Origin of the sequence: Synechococcus sp. CC9616 (assembly GCF_000515235.1) — a bacterium.
In the GTDB taxonomy this organism is placed as follows: Bacteria; Cyanobacteriota; Cyanobacteriia; order PCC-6307; family Cyanobiaceae; genus Parasynechococcus.
This window is the reverse complement of the sequence record NZ_KI911558.1, coordinates 948,345-968,493: the sequence shown is the minus strand read 5'-3', so window position 1 is coordinate 968,493 and position 20,149 is coordinate 948,345. Positions and strand designations below refer to the sequence as shown.

Sequence of the window (20,149 nt, the reverse complement as noted above, 5' to 3'; positions counted from 1 at the left end):
AGCAGGAACAGTGCAATGCGGGCTTCGAGAGTCATGGGGCAGACGTGACTGCCTGAAGTGTTCCCCTCTCTGCTCGGGCAAAGAAAAACCTCGCCATTACTAGCGGGGACGTGAGAATAAGGAACAGAAGCAAATAGCTATGGAAAGAGAGGCGATGGACCCAGAGGACAAGCCGGATGTAGATCCTTCCCGAGCTTCCCGGCGAAGTCCCAACCCCAGTTGAGGGCTTTTTTCATTAACGAAACATCATTCGAACTTAAAGATTTAAAGCTTTCTAGGTTGACACTAATAATAAGATCGACAGCTTTCTCAGCTTGCTCAGGGGTAATGATCGTCTCAGCAATCATTTGACACAGCAGTCCGTGCTGTCCAACAGCAGTTGAAACCGCCAATCGCTCTTTAAGCGTTGGCTCGGCATTGGCAGGGTTTGGAAAAGAACAACTAATCCAAGAAATTGTCAACGGCAGGAGAAGTAAAAATCGATTCATAGTCAATTGCATCACAACCGATTCTAATCGATAAAAACCTGAATGACTTCCTCCGAACTGGCAACACATTAATATAAGCATTGATTGTGGCCAAGGTCAGCTTCAAGTGATGTTCCATTCGACAAACTCCGCTTTGCAACAAAAACCCCGTCATTGCTGATGGGGGAATGCTTTGGAAGCGCTGAAATCAGACAGCGTCAGATGTCAGCACTGATTTCTTACCCATTCAATCGGCAAGACGTCCCCTAGTGCTTCTGCTTTTTTCCAGTCCTCGCAGGCGCTCTTGAGATCACCCACTATTTCTAAAATGACGCCGCGGTTGGTGTAAGCCTGATAATTTTCGGGATTAATTTCAATTGCCTCTGAATAATCAGAAATAGCTCCTTGATAATCTTTCAATTCTCCCTTGGAAATTCCACGATTGTAGTAGAAATCTGAATCGTTGGGATTGATTTGAATTGCCTTTGTGTAATCAGCAATAGCTCCTTGGTCATCCTTTAATTATCCCTTGGCGTTACCACGATTGTTATAGGCGTCCGCATAATTGGGATTGATCTGTATCGCGCTTGTGTAATCAGAAATGGCACCTTGGTAATCACCACTGTCGTATTTTTGATCTCCTGCCTCCAACCAAGGATCCGCTGTCTTTGCGTAGGCTGCCTGCGTCGTCAGCAACCCTGCGCCAATTCCAACGGCAGGAGTCACCCCAACCAGCATCGGGCGTCCTAATGGCATGAACAGGGCCAAGGCAGCAGCAAAGGCAGTCGTGACACGAGGCATCCTTGTGGCTGCATGGCTACTCCATCTCTAGCCCTAATTGACGATCCCTGTCTGTATCTGATCTACAAATACAGAAAACCCGTCATTGCTGACGGGGTGGTGTGTGTGAGGTTTTATCGGGAGATGAATAGCGACAGTCAGGGCTTGTAGCTATTACCGCAATAACTATTGATTAGCGATGCTATATAGCCTCGTGGAGACAGTGTTGAAGTAAAATAAGTTGTATGTTGATCGGGGCCACAAGTCACAACAACATACTCATTCTGACCAGTGAAGCCTTCAAAGACAAGGTGATCTTCGTCGGTTTCTTTATTGTCAAGGATTGAGATCCAAACCCCACCAATTTTGACTTGGTCCGCCAAGGGATACTCTCTGCCCTGATACTCAACGGTCCTCGGCGTTGAAACAGCGGGCACTACAGAGAGAAGCAGTGCAAGAGCAGCGAAAACCAGGGATGAACCAGCAGGAGGTTGTGCCATGGGTGCGCTGAAGTTGCCCTGTTTTTTGCCAGCCTCAGGCGCCCAGCCCACTTGCTTTTGCCCAGTCGGCGCCCATAGCTTGCAGCGCTTCTTCAGGTACTGCCGCTGTTGCAGCTGCTTCTGTCTGAGCATTCAGCCCACCATCGTGTGGAAGTGCGTGTATTGCTGGTCATGGGTCATGGGTCAGACGTGACTTTCTGAAGTGTTCCCCGCTGTCGCTGTAACTGGAATCTCGGTTCCGCCAAAACAGTCCGGCCATGAGCTTCGGTTCAGCCGAAAACATGCTTCACGGCTTTGACAATTTCCAGGCCTGCCCGTTTTCGTTACAGCCGTATCTCTTGGCATGCTCCTGATGCACAGCTCCACTATCTCAGGCGACTTATAACCATCAGCGCTGTCAAGCAAATATTGCGCTGGATGTTGTTGTAATCGATCGTGCGCAGCACCAGTTTTCGCATCCAAACCGCATCGCAACATTCTCAGGAGCGTCCCGTCCACGTCTTCATCACCTCCGCGATCATCTCCTTCGAACGGTCGATACTTAATGCACACTTGCCGCCCAGTCTCAACAGGTGCAAGGTGATGCAATCCATCTTGCTTCGATTGCTGTTGTGCTGCTGCACCGTCGCCAAATGTTGCAGCTGCTGCTTGGAACCGGCCTCGGTGCTGCAGCCATGCCATCGCTCGCCAAACCGCAGGCTCCACTGCGTATCGGACTGATCAGCGACCTCAACAGCGGCTATGGATCAACGAGCTATATCCCCGCCGTCCATCAGGGGTTGCATCAGCTCATCGCTCTTCAACCAAACCTCGTTGTCTGTGCCGGAGACATGGTTGCTGGCCAGAAACACGGCCTCACACGTCAACAGCTTGACGCGATGTGGAGCAGCTTCGAAGCCACTGTGCTTCACCCGCTGCGAATTGCTGGCATTTCTTTGCTTCCCACCATCGGCAATCACGATGGCTCACCGGGATTCAAGGCTGATCGGGACGCTGTACGTCGATTTTGGATGCCAATCCGCTCACAAATAGGCCTTGACTTCATTGATGCCTCCCAATTCCCATTTCATTACACCGTGTCTCAACAAGGGCTGTTTTGGCTGATCTGGGATGCCAGCTCCGCCCACATCCCAGACAACCAGTTGATCTGGGCAAAACATCAATTGGCCTCGTCGGCATCAACACGTGCTACGGCACGTTTTGTCGTAGGCCATTTGCCATTGGTCGGCGTTGGGCAAAACAAAGATCGTGCTGGTGAAATCTTGAACCAAGAGGACGTTCTCCAGAACCTGATGGAGACCGCCAACGTGAACGCGTACATAAGTGGTCATCACCACGCCTGGTTTTCGGGACGCCGTGGCCAACTCGATCTCATTCAACTTGGAGCGCTTGGTAGTGGACCTCGGCGTTTACTGCAAGGAGGCTCTGCACCACAACAAACGTTCACGCTGCTCGAGATCAACGGACCCGGCAACAGAATCACTGAGACCACCTACTCGGTGGCCACAGGACGGCCTCTGCCATGGTCGTCACTTCCATCAACTCTCAACACACGTCGAGGACGGCTCCTGCGCAACCGCTCTCAGAGGCCATTGAACGGTTAGTTTTGATTGTGAGCAAATCAACCCACCCAAATTCAGCATCAACAAAGCCAAGTATCAGATCCCGTTAGTTGTGACGGGGGAATGCCTCGAAAGGGTTGAAATCTGACATCGGCAGATGTCAGCACTGATTTCTAATCCATTTAATTGGCAAGGTATCTCCCAGTGCTGCCGCTTTTTTCCAGTCTTTGCAAGCGCCCTTAAGATCACCCTCTATTTCTAAAACAATGCCTCTATTGGTATAAGCATGGTAATATTCTGAGTCTATTTCAATTGCTTTGGTGTAATCGGCAATTGATGCTTGATAATCCTTTAAATTTTTTTTCGCAACCCCGCGATTGAAATATGCTTTTGCAAACATAGGGTTAATTTCTATCGCCTTGGTCCAGTCGGCAATTGCACCCTGCAGATTTCCGCTTTGTGCTTTGTCAACCCCTGAATTCAACAAATCGCTGGCGCTCTGTGCATAGGCTGCCTTAGTCGATAGCAGAGCCGCTCCAATTCCAACAGCAGGAGTCAGCCCAACAAGCAACGGGCGTCCTATTGGCAAGAACAGGGCCAACGCAGCAGCAAAGGCAGTCGTGGTGCGAGTCATCCTTGGTGCTGCATGGCTAGTCCATCTCTAGCCCTTATTGACGGTCCCTGTCTGTAGCTGATTCACAAATAAATAACCCCGCCAAGCGAGCGGAGCAGTGCATTTCATTTAAAATCCACTACTAGTTTTACTCTCCTGTTGGCTACCCATTCCCATCAGTGTTGTTAAGGCTGAAGCATTCGTTTCCACGTTGCTTAATGCACCTGCATCATTCATTTCATCAAATACAGCACCAAGCTCAGCCGACTTGGAACTGATGAATGCCGGCGAAGACGCGCACAACGGTTCATGGCTCAGCGAACGGTCAAAGGGGCGACGCAACTAATACCTCTTGTAAGAAGCTCAACTACGTATTCCAAGCACGCTGGCGGTGCAAGGTCACTTACAGCGATTAATCCGATTAACCGACTTCTAAACCAGCACTACTCAGCTTCAGGCCCTTGGAACAACGTGTGTCACAAGGTCAGCGTTGATCAAGTTGATGACGCCAATATCGACATCAGCCACCTGGAACGATGTTGCTGACTGACTAGTGGCTGTTTTTAAGCAGCTTCATCTCGCCATAGAAGAGAGCCATAGCCCCAACAACGGTCAAACAAAGGGTGGTGGTGAGAATCAATTCGTTCAGCATCTTTCCTACTTGTGTTTGACTAGGTCTAAGACAAAATCTCCAGCTTTTGTAGCTCTTGTTTCAGGCCCAAACAGGGTGAAAACCGGCCATCAAGCGTTCGATTTTCGAAGTACGCAGCTAGGTGTCGACCTCGCCAGCAGAGAGGCTCCTCAAGCTGACCCAGTTCGAAGCGGGTGACCCCGATTGATCGGGTTGGACATAGCGGGGAAAGTCTCATTTCGCATGTTCGGTCCATTGACGGGTTTCACCGTCACGGGCAGGTCAGCTGGCTGGCGATAGTTATTCCAACTTCAAGTCATTTCACATGTCCACTGAAATCCGCAACTGGGATGTCGTCGCCAAGGCACTGGAAGCAGCTGGTGACACATCAAGTCAGATGTATGTACGCGCCAAAGCATTGGCACTTGGCAAGCTCGACCCGATGCCCACCAGCTTTCCTGAAGCTCCGTACAGCATTTCAGCGGTAGCTGGCTGATCACTGCAAATCACAGCCTCACATCTGTGAGGCTCACCCATTCAATCAAAGACATGACTACTTCGACTCAGTCAACAAGTAAATATGTTGTTCGATACAAAGACCTTGAAGGAAAGTCGCATGAAGCCAATGTTTATGCGCATGATGTGATTAAAGCTCAAGATATAGCCATGAAACTCAATACTGAATTAAAGCAACGTCCTCACCTGATCTCTGCAATTATTAAAGAGGATTGACCTTGTTTCTCTTCAACTGCAAAAACTTCGCCCCGCATATCTCGTTCCGATAGCTTTCAACATCGGGCTATTAATCAATGATGCAATTCTAGAAGAAAGCAACAAAAAAGCCCGCCAAGGTCTATGGGCGAGCATTTAAGGTTTTGTCGGGAGATCGATCAGCACAATCAAACTGCCCTGTCTTTCCCTTACGGGTTTTGTATAACTTTTAGCCGCATTCTTCTAAAGGTTTTTGGGTGCAATTGTTGGGCGAAACCGTTACTAGCACTCTAAAAAAATAAAAAAGCGATCCTAAAAGCGTTTTTAGGATTGATTGATCTCGTAATAACGCAAGCGAATAGGTCTAAAGCGCGAGTAAATTATGAAACCAAACCATTGAACTATTGTCCAAAATGTTCCGAAGATAAAACTGAGAAAGAAAGTAAGTATAATCGCATTTATCAACGCAGTCGGTCCATATACGTATTGATCGTTAATAGAGACAATATCAGCCCCCGAGATCCATGCGTAAATTCCGACAAGCAATCCTATAAGCATCATTCCTACCGAGACGACAATGCAGTTCAACATCCAAAGAGACCTGAAGCAGAGACGATTGACAACAATTGACAGAGAATTCATATAAGAATTATAACCATTCTACTTTAAAGATTTCCCCTATTTTTGCAACCTCGATAGCCAATTAGATTTACAGAATCCAGTCTTGGCGCCAAGCAATCAACCTGTCCTTCTCAGCCTCCGTCAGAAAAGGGGCAAGCCAGTCCAGAAGCATCTCTTCCACTGCTGGCTTACCCAAGTCCTCTACTCCGCCACGTAGCCAACGCTTGAAGGTGTCAGGGTCATTAGCCCTCAGCGCTGAAACGAGTTCATTCAGCAAGAACAGGGAAATGCGGGTTTCGAGGGTCATGGTTCAGACGTGACTGCCATGAGTGTTCCCCGCACTGTTCAAGTAATGAAAAACCCCGCCATTGCTGACGGGGAAAGCATTGAAAAAGCGAAATCAGACAGCTACAAATGTCAGCACTGATTTCTTACCCATTCAATCGGCCTGGTATCCCCTAGATCTACCGCTTTTTTCCAATCTCTGCAGGCGCTCCTTAGGCCACCAACTATTTCTAAAGCAATGCCGCGGTTGATGTAATACTCTGCATCATCAGGATCGATTTCTATTGCCTTTGTATAGTCATTAATAGCTCCAAGATGATCTTTCAATTCGTACTTGATATTGCCACGATTGCTATAGGCGTACGCATAGTTAGGGTTGTACTCTATCGCTTTTGTGTAATCAGCGATTGCACCTCGATAATCTTTTAAATTGTCTTTCGCAAGCCCACGATTGTAATAGGCGAGTGCATATCGAGGATAAATCTCGATTGCCTTAGTCCAATCAGCAATAGCTCCTTGTAAATCTTCTAAGTCATATTTGGCAGTGCCACGATTGCTATAGGCGTCCGCATCATTGGGATTGATTTGTATTGCTGTTGTGTAATCAGCAATAGCTCCTTGATAATCTTCTAAGTCATATTTGGTATTGCCACGAATGTTATAGGCGTCCGCATAATTGGGATTGATTTGTATTGCCTTTGTAAAATCAGCAATAGCCCCTTCTAAATTTCCACTTTCTGATTTATCAATCCCTGAATTGTACAGATCTATAGCATTCTGTGCATAGGCTGCATGCGTCGTCAGCAACCCTGCGCCAATTCCAATGGCAGGAGTCAGCCCAATCAGCAACGGGCGTCCTATTGGCAGGATCAGGGCCAACGCAGCAGCAAAGGCAGTTGTAACGCGAGTCATCCTTGTGGCTGCATGGCTACTCCATCTCTAGCTCTTATTGACGTTCCCTGTCTGTATCTGATCTACAAGTGCAGAAACCCCGCTATTGCTGACGGGAAAAGCTTTGGAAGAGTTGAAATCAGACAGCGTCAGATGTCAGCACTCATTTCTTACCCATTCAATGGCATAGGTATGTCCGAGATCGGCTGCTTTTCTCCAATCAGAGCAAGCGCCTTGTGGATCACCCATGAATTCTGTACTTAAGGCACGATTGCTATAAAAATATTTATTCAAAGGATCAATTTCTATCGCCTTTGTATAGTCATCAATTGCCCCTTTGTAATACTCTAATTGACTCTTTACAAACCCGCGAAACCCGTATAGACCCGCATCGTTTGGATTGATTTTAATTGCCTTTGTATAGTCCTCAATAGCTCCTTTGTATTCCTCTAATCGACTCTTTGCAGACCCGCGAGAGTTGTATAAACCCGCGTCGTTAGGATTGATTTCAATTGCCTTGGTGTAATTAGGAATAGCGCTTTTAAAATCTCCTGATAAACTTTTGGCAAGTCCACGGCTGTAATAGGCGGGTGCATATCGAGGATAAATCTCGATTGCCTTAGTCCAATCCGCAATAGCTCCTTGTAAATCTCCACGTTCAAATTTTGCGACACCTGAATCGAACCAATCCTCAGCAGTCATTGAATAGGCTGCCTGTGTCGTCAGCAATCCTGCGCCAATTCCAACGGCAGGCGTCAGCCCAATCAGCAGCGGGCGTCCTATTGGCAAGAACAGGGCTAAGGCAGCAGCAAACGCAGTTGTAACGCGAGGCATCCTTTGCAGTGCATGGATAGTCCATCTTTAGCCCTTATTGACGATCCCTGTCTGTATCTGATCTAAAAACATAGAAACCCCATCATAGGGTTGTTCTGCGCCCCAATACACTCGATAATAGGCCTCACAAAATTCTGTCATTTTTTATGAGGACATTACTTGGCATTATTCCAGCAATTGCTGCATTATTAATTTCGACTGCACCTGCAAAAGCTCAAGCCCCATCATATGGAGAACAATTTTATTATTGGAATGGGGTTGGTTATACCCTTGGTAATCTATTATGTAGCCTAGCAAAGACTGGCAAGATAGAGAAAAGTTATGCAAGGGCTTTATTGGCAGGAATAGTTGAAGAATACTCAGACGATCCAAGCTTTACATATATTCGAGCAGTACGCCAAGGTTCCAATAGTGCCAAAGACGAATGCCCTGAGGTTTATCAATAGAGGATTTGTCTTAACCATGAAACTTCTTCCAATCATCGGAGCACTGCTTCTTTCAACAGCACCTGCAATTGCGGATGAATTCCTTTATATGGCTTGTAAGTATGAAGTGAATATACGGTATATGAGGCTTCCTTCCAAAGAGATTATTGATGAACAAGACCTAGAGGATATAATGTTCTTCAAAGTTGACTTGACGAATAAGAGGATAAGGTTAAAAAGGAATCCAACATGGGACGATATAAGTGTCAGAAATAATCAGATTATTTATGATATTAAGACCAGGGATGATGGTTCTTCTTTTCAGGGGACAAACGTAATTCCACTCAACCCTCCAGGTCCCAGCTATTCTGATTGGCAGGCAAGAATTCCAAAAGTATTGAGAGTAGGTAAAGCAAAGGGAGAGTGTGTAGAGATTGAACCATCAGTGTTTGAGAAGGGCTTTAACCAATGAAACTCCTTCCACTCATCGGTGCACTGCTTCTTTCAGCAGCACCAGTTCAGGCTTTTCAAACAAGTGAGGAAGGTAAGCGCAAATTAGTAAGTTACGTATGCGACTATAGCTATGAAGGTAAGACTGCTGAAGAAATCATTGCAGACTTTAATGAAGACTGGCATGTAGCTAGTGTTTCGTATACAGAAACAACGTTTGACAAAAGCAATGGCGATTATTATGAATATGACTTTGAGGCTAATTTAGAAAATTCTTTCACACACGTAAAGTCGGTTAAATTTGAGAGTGAATTATTGACATTCGATACAAGCCTAGTGAATAATACTTTCAAGCTCATTATTTCGACATATAAAATTGTTGATAATTCTTTGATAGCAAAAAGTTCATATGAGTTTAATATGAACACCTTGACCGAAGTATATACTCCACTATTTTCAAAGAGCGGGGAAGAGCTTGAATCAACGACGCATGAATGTATACTTATGCCCACGCCAGAAAACTTTCAAGTGAATTGGAAGGATTAAGCTGATAACCAAATTAAACCTATACCCTAGTTGTCGTCATCACTTCTTTCAGGCTAATCCTATGAAACTCCTCCCACTCATCGGTTCACTGGTTCACTCCTCATATCAGCTGCTCCAGTTCAGGCTTTTGATACATTTGAGGAGTTAAAGGAAGCTTGTAATGCTTCATATGAAAACGGTAATTTGTGCGATGGTGTTGCTCAACTCGGTGTTGGAATGATTACGGTGACTATGCTTTGTCACTTAGAAGAAAAGGGCAGGCTTACAAAAAAGAATTTAGATTTGACTTGGAATGAATTGTATGACCATTCGAGTCCGAGACCACTGTCGAATGAAGTAGTAATGATGACATTAAAAGATTATCCAGAATGTTCACTTAAACCTAAGTTGTAGGTTCCAGCATAAGAGGATTTATAGGTGGTAAAACAGGTTATTTATTGCTTACCACCCTTTCCCCATAGCTGTCCCTTACGCAGCTTCTAGGGTTGGAAAATGCCATTCTCTGCCCCTACTTCCGCCACCGTAAGACCTACTGCAGCGCAATGGATTTGAAGAGCAAGCATCAAGGTATCTCTGTGTACTACTAGGCCTTAAAAGCCCGAAGGATTTATTTGAAAATGCCGTTGCAACCTTGAATATCTTTCAACTCTTGATAAGCATTGAGGAAATCTTGTTTGTAATCGGTTAAGTCTGGGTCTGTTTTTCCAGTATTTATCATCCCTTTCATAAAATTTGCTGCATCGTTGTTGGAAATCACTCCTCCTTCGGCTAACTGACAAAGTGTGCTACCTCCTCCAACAATAAATCCATACCAAAACGAACTTCCATCGTATTGACCCTCAGCCTTGGCAGAGGCGGCCGCTAGCAAAAGACCGCTTAACAAGAGAAGGGCCTTCTTCGATTGATTTTTCATAAGCTCATCTTAGGCCTAAACAAGCAGGCACAAGTTGTTGAAACCAGGCGTGCCTGGCTTGTGTGAACGAATCAGTCTTTGTGGCTGTCTAGAATATCATTTGACTCAGATACCTAAACCTACCTTATGCCTCATATAGAACCACGCAGGCACCATATAGAGCAAATTAGTTGGCTGTCAGGATATGATGAGATTGACATCTGCCAGTGAATTGTTAACTTCAACGTATCTCCTTATGTCATGTTCACAATGGACTTTCCAAAGTGGTTCACGAGCCTCTTTCAGCGAAATGCACGCCCTGATCAACAGACCAAGGTGACCATGAGTGCTGAACCACCGACTTTGAAAAGTGTTCAGCCCACTACAGCTAAAGCTATTGATACATCTACAGTCTTTACAGGACCGAAGGGTGGTAAATACCGACTCAATTCCAAAGGCAAAAAAGTATATTTGAGTGCTTAATTAAAATACTCAATCAACTAATCAAACGATTTCTCCTTCGATTCTATGGCCGTCTCACCGCAAATGCAGACTAAGCTTGACAAGATTGATGCACTAGTGAAGGACGGCTATACACTTTCTAAGTCACGAGGATTTATCTCTTTAAAAAATTCTCATGGTAAAGATGTCAACATTTTTGGTGGGTTTCTCTCTTTTTCAGGTCCGGCAGGCTTCTCGTGGATAGCATTTTTCTTCGCTCCTATAGTCTGTGCACAAATCAAAGAAAAATCTTTTTTTAATTTACTTTGTGTGTTAGCATTGATTGAGACTGTAGCGTCAATTTTATTTAATATAGAGATATCTGTAGGCGGCCTTTTGTTGTCTTTTTTATATGCCAACATGTTTCCATATTATCGCTATATGGCGGTTAAGGATGGTGTAGAAGAGCTTCCCAAGGTTACATCAATTGTGCTTTCTGTGATATATTCTATTGCAGCTCTAATCCCCTCCTTTGCACTTGCATTTATCTATGCTTTGATACGCGCTTCACTCTCGCAGTGAAGCATTCAAAGACAGGACTGCTATTTATCCTTTAATTGTCCGATTTCGTTCAACTCTTTGGTGTATTAGTGTGTGATCTGCCATTGTCAGTGTCGGATTGGTTTCAGCTCTTCTCAAGACACTATCGCCGCGCTGGCTTCAGATCACATCACCCATTGGAACTAATTCATACGGAGTCGACTCCTCCGTTTAGGTAACAGCTTCTCGAAACTGCTGACCCAGTCAGAATGGAAGTAGGGGTAAGGCATGGACATCAGCTGGTTGCCTTGCGCAATACCAACGCAAACGAAAGATTGACCCTTTCAATCGAGAACATGTTTCATCTAAGCGGCCTTAACGGTCGCTTTTTTTATTTGGAGAATTAATCGGCCAGCGCCTGACATTCTTGCGCATACTGTTCTTGCCCTTGTTGTCGCCAGTAATGTACTCTGAGCGCTTCCCAACGTGATCCCCAGTCAACTGATGGTGCAACATGTTCTGACTCCACTGCTGCGATATTTCTTCCTGAAACTGACACTTTGTAGCGTCAAGTACCTTTAGGCTAGAGATTCTAATTAGGCAATAAAAAGCACCTGCGGGGTGATGGCAGGCGCTCAGGGTCTTCTGTTGTCATTTTAGTGAAATGAGTTATCTGCGGCAACCATTGCAACCGCCATATTCCGCAACCAGTTCTTTCTTAGCAACGTCGAGTCCTGATCCGTCTGCCTGAAGCCACCATGCCAAGGTCTCATTCAGAGGGTTGAGCTTCTCTGTCCTGCTGGTCGCTTTCTGCCAGCTTTGCTGAATGTTCCAACAGGCGGTGCCTGCACAGCTCGGTGCCGTAAACGTGAGCGCCTCTCAGCGACCGAACACCAGAGCTGTAATAAATTTTTCCAGGCCGAAAGACGCCCTCGCTTTTTAATTCCTCAACGGCTCTCGGTTTGATCTGCAAGTGCTCTGCAAGTTCAACTATTCAAACCCAAGAGTTGTTTGCCGTTATGGCATCAAGCGAGGCTATGGATACGAATAAATATTGCGGTGGTTACGTGCTACGCATCCCTAGGGAACATATACCGGTTCGCTGAATGGCACCCTGTCCCGCTTTACGGACACGGTCAGTTTCAGAGGGGATTCTCAGCAACGTTTGCCCTGGCAGCTCCAAATCAGACCGCAGTCTTAGCCGCCGCCAACCCTTCTGCGGTCACTTTCGCGGTCTATCCGTGATTCAGCGTGATTTCGCGGGGTATGAGATGGCTTTTGAGACAGTTGGGACTCTTTTAGCGAGCATGAACAATCGGGATTTGATCGAGTCGTGTTGTGCTGTTCGCCCCAAGCTGCTCGCGTTTCATCAACCAGGGCTGTGACAGGCCACAAGCCGCGTACTGCAGGCTATTACGGCCATATTTGTGGTTGATGCGGTCGATGGTTTGCATGAGTCGTTCCCGCTTTGCCTGCTCCTCATCGCTCATGGGAACCAGTAGATGGGATTGCAGGATGTCTGTGCCCTGCAGGTGCTGCATCAGGACGCCGGCTTTGGCCAATTGCCGATGGGGCCGGAAAATATGGTTCACCAGTGGCAGGGCAGTCTCAAGCAGTGCAGCTGTGTCGTTGCTGGGGAGATCCAGTGTTGTGCTGGCGGCCTGGCTGTAAAAAGCTGGAATGAATGGACTGGTGCGCGTGTACACCGTGAGGGCTGCCGCTCGTTGACGTTGCTTCCGCAATTTCTCAGCGGCTCGCACCACATAGGTCGCCACCGCCTGGCGCAGTTCCTCCAGGCTGGTGATTGGTCGACTGAAACTTCTGCTCACGCAGGTCTCCTGTTTCGGGGACGGGGCCAGGTCGAGCGGCAGGCAGGCATGGCCGCGTAGCTCCCGTTGCAGGCGCAGCCCCACCACGCCGCACTTTGCGCGCAGTTCGCCGCTTGGCATGTCCCGCAGCAGTCGGGCATTGCTGATCCCCCGCAGTCGGCACCAACGGGCGAGCTTGCGTCCGATGCCCCAGACGTCCTCAATCTCGACCGACTCCAGCCAGCCATCCGCGTCGTCACAGCGGATCAGATCGAATATTCCGGCATGTCCCGGCACTCGTTTGGCCAGCCGATTGGCCAGTTTTGCCTGGCCTTTACTGGCTCCCAAACCAATTGCAATCGGTAGCCCCAGATCGCGCCGCACCCGTGCGCGCAGGCCGCGTGCCCAGCTCTGGAGATCTCCATCGTGTGGCCGGCTCATGCGCCCGAAGGCTTCATCGATCGAATAGATCTCCAGGTCTTCACAGTGTGCTTCGAACACGGCCATCATCCGCTGGCTCATGTCGGCATAGAGGGCGTAGTTGGAGCTGCGCACCACGACGTTCTGCCGCTGCAGTTCCCGGCGTGCCTTGAAATAGGGGGTGCCCATGGCGATGCCCAGGGCGCGGGCCTCGGCGCTGCGGGCAACGATGCAGCCGTCGTTGTTGGAGAGCACGACGACGGGTCGGCCGATCAGGCTCGGGTCCAGGCTCTGTTCACATGAGGCATAGAAATTGTTGCCATCGATCAGGGCTGTGGCCTGGGGCATGGGGCGGCGATTCAGAGCGGGTGGATCACATGAATGGCCACACCCCAGATCTGCACCTCACCGCAGCGATGGAGTTCCAGGGCTGGGTAATCGGGATTGGCCGCTTCCAGCCGCAGCCGACCGCGATGGCGGGCGAGACGTTTGAGGGTGAAGGCTCCGTCGAGGACGGCCACCACCACACGCCCCGGCCGTGGTTCGAGGCTGCGATCCACCACAAGCAGATCGCCGTCATGAATGCCGGCATCGATCATCGACTGGCCACTGACGCGCAGAAAGAAGGTGCTGGTGGGATGGCGGATGAGCTGTTCGTTCAGGTCGATCCCCACTTCGACGTAGTCATCGGCGGGGGAGGGAAATCCTGCGGCGATCCGTTCACCAGCCAGGGGGGGAAGACCTCGAGAGCCCCTGGGCTGCAAGGGCAGCAGTGGTTGGCACTGCCCGTCGTCCATTCCTCAATCTGGGATAGTACATATGAACTATAACGCTTCTGCCCGGTTCATGCCTCGCCGTTATTGGTGGGTGCGAGATGGCAATTCTCAAAATTGCTGACGGTGCGTCCTGGGGGACCGCTTGATCTGCTGATTAACATTCGGGTGTATTGATTCAGGGCGTCAGCTCTTCTGTTGCAATGTTGGCATCGATTCGCTTTTGAACCTGTTTTGAGCGTGACTGTTTCATCTTGATGAAGGCATGATTAGCAGTCACCAGATCTTCTGATCGGCGAGTGACTATTGTCTAGTAAGCGTTAGGAGTCTTGGAAATTAAAATTCAATGGTCAATATTTGATTGGTGTTGAATGTTAGTAGCTTGTTGATTGTATGCAATATCCTTTGCGTCGGGAGGTGGTGAACACCCGTTCAATCCGTCTAAGGCCTGACGCTGAGGGTGTTGCCAGCTGATTAGCAGGTGATGGATTCGCCATCCAGCGTGATGTCGCTGAACCAGCTACAAAAATCTTCTTTGTCCACTTCGTTGGAGCCCTCTAGGAAAAAACTTCCTTCTCGGATGACATCAGTGGCCGCAGAGCTGTCGAAGAATGCAGCAAGTTCGGAATACTGAGAATCATGAGCCAACAGACCATCGGAATGTTCGCTGAGCAATGTGTCTGTCTTTAAATGATATTGATTGCCTTTCTTTTTGAACGATTTAATTTCAAATACACCGGTGTAATGTTCTCCGTCGCTCCAGTGCGTTAATGTTGTATTCGGATGGATATCGTCATACATCGAATCGTAGTTTTTCTTGAATGATTTGATGCTCGATTCTCCCGTTAAGCGGTCGGGATGTTCTGTGAAAGCTGTTACTTTTGAGAAATCATCTTTATTGATGACAAATGTCACCACGCCTTTTTTATTGGTTTTAAGCCCAATCCTGGACGCACCGAAGCTTGGATATAATGGGATAGCGTGTTCAGCCATTTGATTGATTCGATTTTTATAAATGCTAGGTTGTCTTTTTCAGGATGGTTCTTTTTTTACAAAGCATTCGCTTTTTTGATGTAAGAACAACCTTGATCACAGACAGCCCGTCATTGCGGTTGGTGAATGATTTCCACTTGCCATCAAGAACGTTGCAACGCTGATCTGAGTTCTGAATGCCAACGGATTGTTGAGATGATGCTCGCGGCGATTCAATCCAGGCCCTGGGCTCCTTGCTGCTCATTGTGCGTGAGACAAACGGTCGCAGCTACCAGCTTTTGAGAGACGGCCGACGATGTGGACGATCCGTGGCCATAATTCCCCAGCCGTGGTTTGAGGCTGCTGTCGATCCGGGCGCGCAGTGCGGCTGACGGCAGATCACCCCTTTTTTGGCTAATACGAGATTGATATCAACGCTTCGGCAAGCCTGTCGCTATGGCTAAGGACTCAACAATTCCCTTTGTTGGTGATTTGAATGATGATCCAGACATTTACCACATACTTAGCGAATCGACGGCCGGTGCTGACTCTCGTGGATACAAGCAGGTTTGGTTGACAACAGGAGGAATCCTTCCTATCCCTATGCGGGAGGAAACAATCCTGTCCCGGAGGATGATTGGGACAGTTTTGAGCCGGATCCCGGATTTGCGAAGATTGAACTTAAAAATGCCTTTTTTGATACGTCGTTGAAGACCTTCGGTGCGAGTCCGAATCAGGTGGAAGGGGCTGAAAAATCGTACATGTTTATGAAGGATCATCAGGGTTTCACCTGGTTCTATGGAACGATTTTTCAGCAGGCCATGATTCCTGATGGTCTGTTTCCAGGTGAAGATCCCTTCGTCGCGGCAGCCAGTGAGTCGTTGCAGGCAGGGCAGTTGAGCATGTTGGTGAATGATAAGAATCAGAATGAGGTATTTCCTGCTGTGAATGAGCAAGGAGAGAAAATTACCTACTATTTTATTGAGGATCCATGGGGTAATGAATATATCGCGCAGGGGGCGAACACAAGTGATGTGAATTCAGCTGCTCCAGGTTCAGCCGAGGCTTTGGCAGAGCTTTTCAGTTCATCAGTTCTGCCTGACGGTTGGTCAAAGTCTTACAGAGAATTCGACGAAGATTTTGTTCTCGATCCGGCGACTGGCAGTGAAGATTCAGAATCAGAACTTAAATATAATGCTGTTTCCGATCATCAGAGCATCCTTTATTATCAATCGGAATGGTCGGAAAAAGGCAAGCTGCCGGCCATGTTGATTGATGGGATGCCCTCTTGGAACAACGATGAGGATGGTGTTTTAAAAGGCAACAAACTCAGCAATGATCTGCATGGTGCTGGAGGTAAAGACTTGGTTGTCGGCAAAAAGGGTGACGACTTTCTTTACGGAAACAACGGTGATGACACGCTCAAAGGCGGTCATGGTAATGATGTTTTAACGGGTGGCCCCGGCGCTGATGTTCTCGTTGGTGGGGGTGGACAGAATACCTTTGGCGATGAGCAGGATGGTGAAAATGACGTGATCAAGGTGAAGCAGGATCAAAATCCTGACCGGATTAAAAATCTGGATCAAAATGATCGTATTCAGATCAAGGCAACTGGCAACAAGGATGATTTACCCGTCACGGTCACCTTGGAAACCCTCGAGGCCGTTGGTGAATCTCTGCTGATTTCGCTCGCTGATGAAGCCATTGCGTATTTCACAGGCGATAGCCTGACCGCTGATGATCTCGTTCAGATGATTGAGGTCATCTAGGCCATCCCGTCAGCTCACGAGATGAGGTGAAGTGATATCTCTGCTCCAGTCAACGAACCCTTAAAGGCTTCAATCCGCCCAAGGCCTTAAGCGCGGGGTGATTCCCCCCATGCATTGGGTTCTTTGCTGCCCATTTTGTGAGAGACGAACGGAAGCATGTACCAGCTCTTCAGGCCCATGCCGAGGTCGTGAAGACGGCGAACACACAACGAGGCATAGGCGAATGGAAGGCCCACGTAATAAACAACCAACGGAAGTGAAAGGATGATCAGAATGATATTCTTGACATTTGGAGGCAAGAGATTAAGGATTGGAGAAGTGAGCGTGATTAAAATAAGGTTGAAGATAACGAAAACAATTTGGAAGTAGATAAAAAGAAAGTATTCTTCTCTTGAGGCGCGTCCTTCGTAGACAAATGATTTCTTCAGGCTTTTGTTATTGCTAATCAGGGAGTCTTTCAGGCGGAGCATCGATAATGCGCAATCTTTCGGCAAGATAACTCGGTTGTGTTGAAAGTGGAGTATTTATGTAGACGTATTTATTTCCAGCATGGCCGACAGTCCCTATCTCGTTGCGTTGGCGCTGATGGAGCAGGGGGGTGGGCGGGCACTTCCCCTTGCCGGTCGCTCTCAGAAACAGCTTGCTGGGGAAGGCAATGCACCTCAAGAGTTAGGACATGCGCTTGCTCTGGAGTTATTGCTTCGTGTTTGGCAGCGCAGCGATGACGGGGTACTCAGTCGTGCTGCTGGCACTGAAAGTTTGTTGTTGGTGGAATTGGCGATGGAGCGGCTTCCCGAGGATCTGCCTGTTCTGAAGGCTGCCTGGTTGACCTCTGGAGATTTCGCGGCGTTCAAAGTTGGATTGCGGTCGATCAGCGAGCGGGCCTGGACCATCTCCGTGGCGAAGTTTCAGCCGATTTCGTTGATGCCGCTTTGGTGAGCCCGAGGCGCTCGTTGGCCCAGTTGGCGACCAAAGCTGACAGCAGGGCATCGCGATGCCCGAAGACGCGAATCACGATCTCTTGTTGCGAACTTCTCGCAAGTCAACAGGAGGAGTCGAGAGAATGCAAGTGATTCTCAATTGCGTTCATAAATCGGCTGCAGGTTCCTCCTCCTTCAGGTGGACCTCCAGGCAGCGGGTCATGCAGCGACCGTCGTTCAAGTCGCATTCGGAGATGCAGATCAGGTAGCTGTCGACCGAGGCCCAGCGTTCGTCAGTGCTGGGCAGGGCTTGTTCGGCGTTGCGCTTTGCCATGCTCAAGAGGGTGTGTGTTGATGCTATTTATCACCGTTAATGAGAATTCCAAAATGAATCATGAAGGTATAAAAAGTGCCTAGGACGAATTACTTATTGAACGTAGGATTTTTCTTATGATTGGTATATGCGTTCTTTGGGGGCAATACTTATTTGAGAAATAATAAGTTCCAGAAGTCGCTCCGTGTTCGTGATTTAGTTTGCTTCTATTCGCTTCTGGAGATGGGAATGAGTGTCCAAAATCAAGCTCCAGCCTGCCATTTGAGCTGGACCGTTATCCGTGTTTCCCCGCGTCTCTACGCGGTTGCGGCCACCTCGAATGGTGCTGACTACGATTTTGTTGGGAACTATCGATCGTTGTCTGACGCGCATCAGGCTGGGAGGTTGTTCGCTCGCCAAGCAATGCATCGGATCCATGCCGCAAGCCGCGATTCGGTTTCAGCTGCCTGATGCCGAACCGCATGGTTCAGGGACTGTCTTGACTGAGTGCTTGTCCCCAAAAATTCACTGCGATGGAGTATCTCTCGCCTTCAAAAGGATTGATGCGATGCAGTACTCCCGCTGAAAAAATCACCAGGCGATTGACAATGGGGGGAACTGAGATCACCGAGCGGAAGTCGGGGATCCCGATCGGGCTGTTGGGTTGGATGTCGTGACTGTCGGCGATCAGCAGCTCTCCTCCGGCGCAGCGGCTGTGGGGATAAAACACCGTTGACAGGATCGGAAGCTGGTGACGACCGCATGCGGCGGCATAGGCCTCGTCCTTGTCGACATGCCAGTCCAGATCGTTGTTGGTGTTGCACCACCACTCGACCCCAATCGCATCCGGGGCGAAGCGTTGGATCAGTGGATTCAGATGCTGATTCAGATAGCTTTCGATCAGGGCCTGGTTCTCTGAGCTGTGGGGAGATCGTGTCGGGGGACTGTTCTCTGAGGTTGGAATCCAGCTGAACAGACTGTTCCCATCGAATTGTTGTCGCAGCTCTCCGTGGGCATTGCAGAGTTCACGCAGGGCTGTCAGGTCCTGGTCTGGAACCAACTGGTCGACGATGTGCAGCATCGGCTCAGGCGCGGTGATACGGACTTCCCTGCAGGATTGCCTGGGCCCGAAACAACTGTTCAATCAGAAGCAGTCTGGCCAGTTCATGGGGGAAGGTCATTGGGGACAAGCTCAGTTGCCAACGTGCCTCGGCCTTGAGCGCATCGGTTATGCCATCAGCGCCGCCGATCACAAAAGCGATACGTTCGTGACTGGCCTGCTCGATCTTCTGGGCGAAGGACACTGATCCAAAGTTGTCTCCCTCCTCGGTCAGCACCACGAGTTGTTCGTCGGGTCGTCGCGCGGCACGAATCGCATCGGCCTCCTTCTCGCGTGTGCCGTCACGCAGTTCCTGAATCTGGAGTCCAGGCAGGCGTTTTCGGTAGAGATCAATCCCCTCTTGGACCCAGCGTCGGCGAACTTTCCCCACCGCAAGGATTCGGAGACGCGAGGGATTCAAGCGTTGTCCTCGTCGTCCTCCAGCAACAGCTGCCCAAATGCCACATAGAGACTTTCCTCTTCACTTCCTGGCGACACGTTTGGGCGACTGGGACGCGTGTTCTTCACGTTGCTTTTTCCGCTGACACGAGGTGGAGCCGGAAGGTCGGTGGAGCTGATCGGTTCCTGAAGCGCCTGACGGGCCGCTGGCTGACGCTGGGCTTCCAGTCGCCTCAAACGCGACATCAGGTGATCGGGAACGGTGCCATCTTCGCTGGCGCTCATCAGTTCCCGGAACAGGACGTCCGGATCCTGTTCGGTTTCCACCTTGTGGAGTTGTGGCCCCTGATGGTCCCACCCTTTTGCACCTCTGCGATTGCCGCTGGACTTGCTCGTTGCCGGCTCAGGATCCGGCAGCTTCTGGGGGAGCTGTCGTCCCAGTTCCCGAAGACGGTCAAGGCTGTTTTGGTCAAAACTCATGACTCTG

Annotated in this window: 25 protein-coding genes and 2 pseudogenes; 9 read left to right on the top strand and 18 right to left on the bottom strand. The window is 48.8% G+C overall.

Going from position 1 to position 20,149, the window contains the following annotated elements:
• Positions 1-137: 137 nt before the first annotated feature.
• The 3 genes and pseudogenes from SYN9616_RS17140 to SYN9616_RS17620 all read right to left on the bottom strand — a co-directional run bounded on the left by SYN9616_RS17140 (position 138) and on the right by SYN9616_RS17620 (position 1,879).
• Positions 138-488, bottom strand: a complete 351-nt coding sequence (locus tag SYN9616_RS17140; protein WP_232200060.1) for a hypothetical protein — start codon at positions 486-488, stop codon at positions 138-140.
• 204 nt (positions 489-692) lie between these two features.
• A pseudogene (locus tag SYN9616_RS18075) lies at positions 693-1,205 on the bottom strand (tetratricopeptide repeat protein).
• Positions 1,206-1,405: 200 nt separating this feature from the next.
• On the bottom strand, positions 1,406-1,879 hold the full coding sequence (locus SYN9616_RS17620) for a hypothetical protein (protein WP_198015219.1): 474 nt from the start codon (positions 1,877-1,879) through the stop codon (positions 1,406-1,408).
• A 440-nt stretch (positions 1,880-2,319) separates the two neighbouring features.
• Between SYN9616_RS17620 and SYN9616_RS0105525 the strand changes: the two genes are divergently transcribed.
• Positions 2,320-3,351, top strand: coding sequence for a metallophosphoesterase (locus tag SYN9616_RS0105525; protein WP_232200055.1), 1,032 nt, complete (start codon positions 2,320-2,322; stop codon positions 3,349-3,351).
• A gap of 118 nt (positions 3,352-3,469) precedes the next feature.
• On the opposite strand, the gene SYN9616_RS0105520 is transcribed toward SYN9616_RS0105525, so the two are convergent.
• The 3 genes and pseudogenes from SYN9616_RS0105520 to SYN9616_RS17125 form a co-directional block, all read right to left on the bottom strand.
• The gene (locus tag SYN9616_RS0105520; protein WP_051410953.1) at positions 3,470-3,943 is read right to left on the bottom strand and encodes a tetratricopeptide repeat protein; all 474 of its coding nucleotides are present in this window, start codon (positions 3,941-3,943) and stop codon (positions 3,470-3,472) included.
• A 108-nt stretch (positions 3,944-4,051) separates the two neighbouring features.
• The gene (locus SYN9616_RS17860; protein ID WP_156918682.1) at positions 4,052-4,264 is read right to left on the bottom strand and encodes a hypothetical protein; all 213 of its coding nucleotides are present in this window, start codon (positions 4,262-4,264) and stop codon (positions 4,052-4,054) included.
• Positions 4,265-4,375: 111 nt separating this feature from the next.
• Positions 4,376-4,471, bottom strand: a pseudogene (locus tag SYN9616_RS17125) (DUF3104 domain-containing protein); the annotation flags it as partial.
• Between the two features lie 407 nt (positions 4,472-4,878).
• Between SYN9616_RS17125 and SYN9616_RS17615 the strand changes: the two are divergent.
• Positions 4,879-5,049, top strand: a complete 171-nt coding sequence (locus SYN9616_RS17615; RefSeq protein ID WP_186491051.1) for a hypothetical protein — start codon at positions 4,879-4,881, stop codon at positions 5,047-5,049.
• Positions 5,050-5,102: 53 nt separating this feature from the next.
• Complete coding sequence (locus tag SYN9616_RS0105505) at positions 5,103-5,285, top strand: hypothetical protein (protein ID WP_028952232.1); 183 nt, start codon at positions 5,103-5,105, stop codon at positions 5,283-5,285.
• A 688-nt stretch (positions 5,286-5,973) separates the two neighbouring features.
• On the opposite strand, the gene SYN9616_RS0105495 is transcribed toward SYN9616_RS0105505, so the two are convergent.
• The 3 genes from SYN9616_RS0105495 to SYN9616_RS15245 form a co-directional block, all read right to left on the bottom strand.
• Entirely contained in the window at positions 5,974-6,192 is a 219-nt protein-coding gene (locus SYN9616_RS0105495; protein ID WP_028952230.1) for a hypothetical protein, read from the bottom strand.
• Positions 6,193-6,302: 110 nt separating this feature from the next.
• Positions 6,303-7,082 (bottom strand): tetratricopeptide repeat protein, encoded by a 780-nt coding sequence (locus SYN9616_RS15250; RefSeq protein WP_051410952.1) that lies wholly within the window; start codon positions 7,080-7,082, stop codon positions 6,303-6,305.
• A gap of 135 nt (positions 7,083-7,217) precedes the next feature.
• On the bottom strand, positions 7,218-7,895 hold the full coding sequence (locus SYN9616_RS15245; protein ID WP_051410951.1) for a tetratricopeptide repeat protein: 678 nt from the start codon (positions 7,893-7,895) through the stop codon (positions 7,218-7,220).
• A gap of 146 nt (positions 7,896-8,041) precedes the next feature.
• On the opposite strand from SYN9616_RS15245, the gene SYN9616_RS17120 reads away from it, so the two are divergent.
• The 3 genes from SYN9616_RS17120 to SYN9616_RS0105475 are packed head-to-tail and all read left to right on the top strand — an operon-like array spanning position 8,042 to position 9,316.
• On the top strand, positions 8,042-8,341 hold the full coding sequence (locus SYN9616_RS17120; RefSeq protein WP_156918681.1) for a hypothetical protein: 300 nt from the start codon (positions 8,042-8,044) through the stop codon (positions 8,339-8,341).
• 16 nt (positions 8,342-8,357) lie between these two features.
• Positions 8,358-8,792 (top strand): hypothetical protein, encoded by a 435-nt coding sequence (locus SYN9616_RS0105480; protein WP_156918680.1) that lies wholly within the window; start codon positions 8,358-8,360, stop codon positions 8,790-8,792.
• Positions 8,789-9,316 carry a hypothetical protein gene (locus SYN9616_RS0105475; protein WP_028952228.1) on the top strand — a complete coding sequence of 176 codons (528 nt, stop codon included), beginning with the start codon at positions 8,789-8,791 and terminating at the stop codon, positions 9,314-9,316. Before SYN9616_RS0105480 ends, SYN9616_RS0105475 begins: the two co-directional genes overlap by 4 nt.
• A gap of 607 nt (positions 9,317-9,923) precedes the next feature.
• Here the strand turns inward: SYN9616_RS0105475 and SYN9616_RS0105470 are convergent.
• Positions 9,924-10,229 carry a hypothetical protein gene (locus tag SYN9616_RS0105470; protein WP_028952227.1) on the bottom strand — a complete coding sequence of 102 codons (306 nt, stop codon included), beginning with the start codon at positions 10,227-10,229 and terminating at the stop codon, positions 9,924-9,926.
• A 507-nt stretch (positions 10,230-10,736) separates the two neighbouring features.
• On the opposite strand from SYN9616_RS0105470, the gene SYN9616_RS0105465 reads away from it, so the two are divergent.
• The gene (locus SYN9616_RS0105465; protein ID WP_028952226.1) at positions 10,737-11,231 is read left to right on the top strand and encodes a hypothetical protein; all 495 of its coding nucleotides are present in this window, start codon (positions 10,737-10,739) and stop codon (positions 11,229-11,231) included.
• Between the two features lie 1,256 nt (positions 11,232-12,487).
• Here SYN9616_RS0105465 and SYN9616_RS0105455 read toward each other — a convergent pair.
• From SYN9616_RS0105455 to SYN9616_RS0105445, 3 genes are all read right to left on the bottom strand, one after another.
• Positions 12,488-13,765 (bottom strand): Y-family DNA polymerase, encoded by a 1,278-nt coding sequence (locus tag SYN9616_RS0105455; RefSeq protein WP_028952224.1) that lies wholly within the window; start codon positions 13,763-13,765, stop codon positions 12,488-12,490.
• Between the two features lie 11 nt (positions 13,766-13,776).
• A complete protein-coding gene (locus tag SYN9616_RS0105450; protein WP_037990704.1) occupies positions 13,777-14,214 on the bottom strand; it encodes a LexA family transcriptional regulator in 438 nt (145 codons plus the stop codon).
• Positions 14,215-14,664: 450 nt separating this feature from the next.
• The gene (locus tag SYN9616_RS0105445) at positions 14,665-15,183 is read right to left on the bottom strand and encodes a hypothetical protein (protein ID WP_028952222.1); all 519 of its coding nucleotides are present in this window, start codon (positions 15,181-15,183) and stop codon (positions 14,665-14,667) included.
• A gap of 548 nt (positions 15,184-15,731) precedes the next feature.
• On the opposite strand from SYN9616_RS0105445, the gene SYN9616_RS16075 reads away from it, so the two are divergent.
• On the top strand, positions 15,732-16,931 hold the full coding sequence (locus SYN9616_RS16075; RefSeq protein ID WP_028952220.1) for a calcium-binding protein: 1,200 nt from the start codon (positions 15,732-15,734) through the stop codon (positions 16,929-16,931).
• Positions 16,932-17,017: 86 nt separating this feature from the next.
• On the opposite strand, the gene SYN9616_RS0105430 is transcribed toward SYN9616_RS16075, so the two are convergent.
• On the bottom strand, positions 17,018-17,401 hold the full coding sequence (locus SYN9616_RS0105430; RefSeq protein WP_028952219.1) for a DUF805 domain-containing protein: 384 nt from the start codon (positions 17,399-17,401) through the stop codon (positions 17,018-17,020).
• Positions 17,402-17,480: 79 nt separating this feature from the next.
• Between SYN9616_RS0105430 and SYN9616_RS0105425 the strand changes: the two genes are divergently transcribed.
• Entirely contained in the window at positions 17,481-17,870 is a 390-nt protein-coding gene (locus tag SYN9616_RS0105425; protein ID WP_028952218.1) for a hypothetical protein, read from the top strand.
• Between the two features lie 147 nt (positions 17,871-18,017).
• Here SYN9616_RS0105425 and SYN9616_RS17610 read toward each other — a convergent pair whose 3' ends face one another.
• From SYN9616_RS17610 to SYN9616_RS0105405, 4 genes are all read right to left on the bottom strand, one after another.
• Positions 18,018-18,185 carry a hypothetical protein gene (locus SYN9616_RS17610; protein WP_198015142.1) on the bottom strand — a complete coding sequence of 56 codons (168 nt, stop codon included), beginning with the start codon at positions 18,183-18,185 and terminating at the stop codon, positions 18,018-18,020.
• A 466-nt stretch (positions 18,186-18,651) separates the two neighbouring features.
• The gene (locus tag SYN9616_RS0105415) at positions 18,652-19,245 is read right to left on the bottom strand and encodes a 2OG-Fe(II) oxygenase (RefSeq protein WP_028952217.1); all 594 of its coding nucleotides are present in this window, start codon (positions 19,243-19,245) and stop codon (positions 18,652-18,654) included.
• 4 nt (positions 19,246-19,249) lie between these two features.
• A complete protein-coding gene (locus SYN9616_RS0105410; RefSeq protein WP_028952216.1) occupies positions 19,250-19,684 on the bottom strand; it encodes a 23S rRNA (pseudouridine(1915)-N(3))-methyltransferase RlmH in 435 nt (144 codons plus the stop codon).
• Positions 19,681-20,142, bottom strand: coding sequence for a hypothetical protein (locus SYN9616_RS0105405; protein WP_028952215.1), 462 nt, complete (start codon positions 20,140-20,142; stop codon positions 19,681-19,683). The genes SYN9616_RS0105410 and SYN9616_RS0105405 overlap by 4 nt, the downstream gene beginning before the upstream one ends.
• Between the last annotated feature and the right edge of the window lie 7 nt (positions 20,143-20,149).

Excerpts from the sequence above, each read along its gene's own strand:
- SYN9616_RS0105425 (WP_028952218.1), top strand. The coding sequence starts at position 17,481 with ATGGCCGACAGTCCCTATCTCGTTGCGTTGGCGCTGATGGAGCAGGGG.
- SYN9616_RS0105430 (WP_028952219.1), bottom strand. The coding sequence starts at position 17,401 with ATGCTCCGCCTGAAAGACTCCCTGATTAGCAATAACAAAAGCCTGAAG.
- SYN9616_RS0105465 (WP_028952226.1), top strand. The coding sequence starts at position 10,737 with ATGGCCGTCTCACCGCAAATGCAGACTAAGCTTGACAAGATTGATGCA.
- SYN9616_RS15245 (WP_051410951.1), bottom strand. The coding sequence starts at position 7,895 with ATGCCTCGCGTTACAACTGCGTTTGCTGCTGCCTTAGCCCTGTTCTTG.
- SYN9616_RS0105520 (WP_051410953.1), bottom strand. The coding sequence starts at position 3,943 with ATGACTCGCACCACGACTGCCTTTGCTGCTGCGTTGGCCCTGTTCTTG.
- SYN9616_RS17610 (WP_198015142.1), bottom strand. The coding sequence starts at position 18,185 with ATGGCAAAGCGCAACGCCGAACAAGCCCTGCCCAGCACTGACGAACGC.
- SYN9616_RS0105475 (WP_028952228.1), top strand. The coding sequence starts at position 8,789 with ATGAAACTCCTTCCACTCATCGGTGCACTGCTTCTTTCAGCAGCACCA.
- SYN9616_RS0105505 (WP_028952232.1), top strand. The coding sequence starts at position 5,103 with ATGACTACTTCGACTCAGTCAACAAGTAAATATGTTGTTCGATACAAA.
- SYN9616_RS0105455 (WP_028952224.1), bottom strand. The coding sequence starts at position 13,765 with ATGCCCCAGGCCACAGCCCTGATCGATGGCAACAATTTCTATGCCTCA.
- SYN9616_RS17620 (WP_198015219.1), bottom strand. The coding sequence starts at position 1,879 with ATGCTCAGACAGAAGCAGCTGCAACAGCGGCAGTACCTGAAGAAGCGC.
- SYN9616_RS0105480 (WP_156918680.1), top strand. The coding sequence starts at position 8,358 with ATGAAACTTCTTCCAATCATCGGAGCACTGCTTCTTTCAACAGCACCT.
- SYN9616_RS17615 (WP_186491051.1), top strand. The coding sequence starts at position 4,879 with ATGTCCACTGAAATCCGCAACTGGGATGTCGTCGCCAAGGCACTGGAA.
- SYN9616_RS0105445 (WP_028952222.1), bottom strand. The coding sequence starts at position 15,183 with ATGGCTGAACACGCTATCCCATTATATCCAAGCTTCGGTGCGTCCAGG.
- SYN9616_RS0105495 (WP_028952230.1), bottom strand. The coding sequence starts at position 6,192 with ATGACCCTCGAAACCCGCATTTCCCTGTTCTTGCTGAATGAACTCGTT.
- SYN9616_RS17140 (WP_232200060.1), bottom strand. The coding sequence starts at position 488 with ATGAATCGATTTTTACTTCTCCTGCCGTTGACAATTTCTTGGATTAGT.
- SYN9616_RS17120 (WP_156918681.1), top strand. The coding sequence starts at position 8,042 with ATGAGGACATTACTTGGCATTATTCCAGCAATTGCTGCATTATTAATT.
- SYN9616_RS15250 (WP_051410952.1), bottom strand. The coding sequence starts at position 7,082 with ATGACTCGCGTTACAACTGCCTTTGCTGCTGCGTTGGCCCTGATCCTG.
- SYN9616_RS0105470 (WP_028952227.1), bottom strand. The coding sequence starts at position 10,229 with ATGAAAAATCAATCGAAGAAGGCCCTTCTCTTGTTAAGCGGTCTTTTG.
- SYN9616_RS0105415 (WP_028952217.1), bottom strand. The coding sequence starts at position 19,245 with ATGCTGCACATCGTCGACCAGTTGGTTCCAGACCAGGACCTGACAGCC.
- SYN9616_RS0105405 (WP_028952215.1), bottom strand. The coding sequence starts at position 20,142 with ATGAGTTTTGACCAAAACAGCCTTGACCGTCTTCGGGAACTGGGACGA.
- SYN9616_RS0105450 (WP_037990704.1), bottom strand. The coding sequence starts at position 14,214 with ATGGACGACGGGCAGTGCCAACCACTGCTGCCCTTGCAGCCCAGGGGC.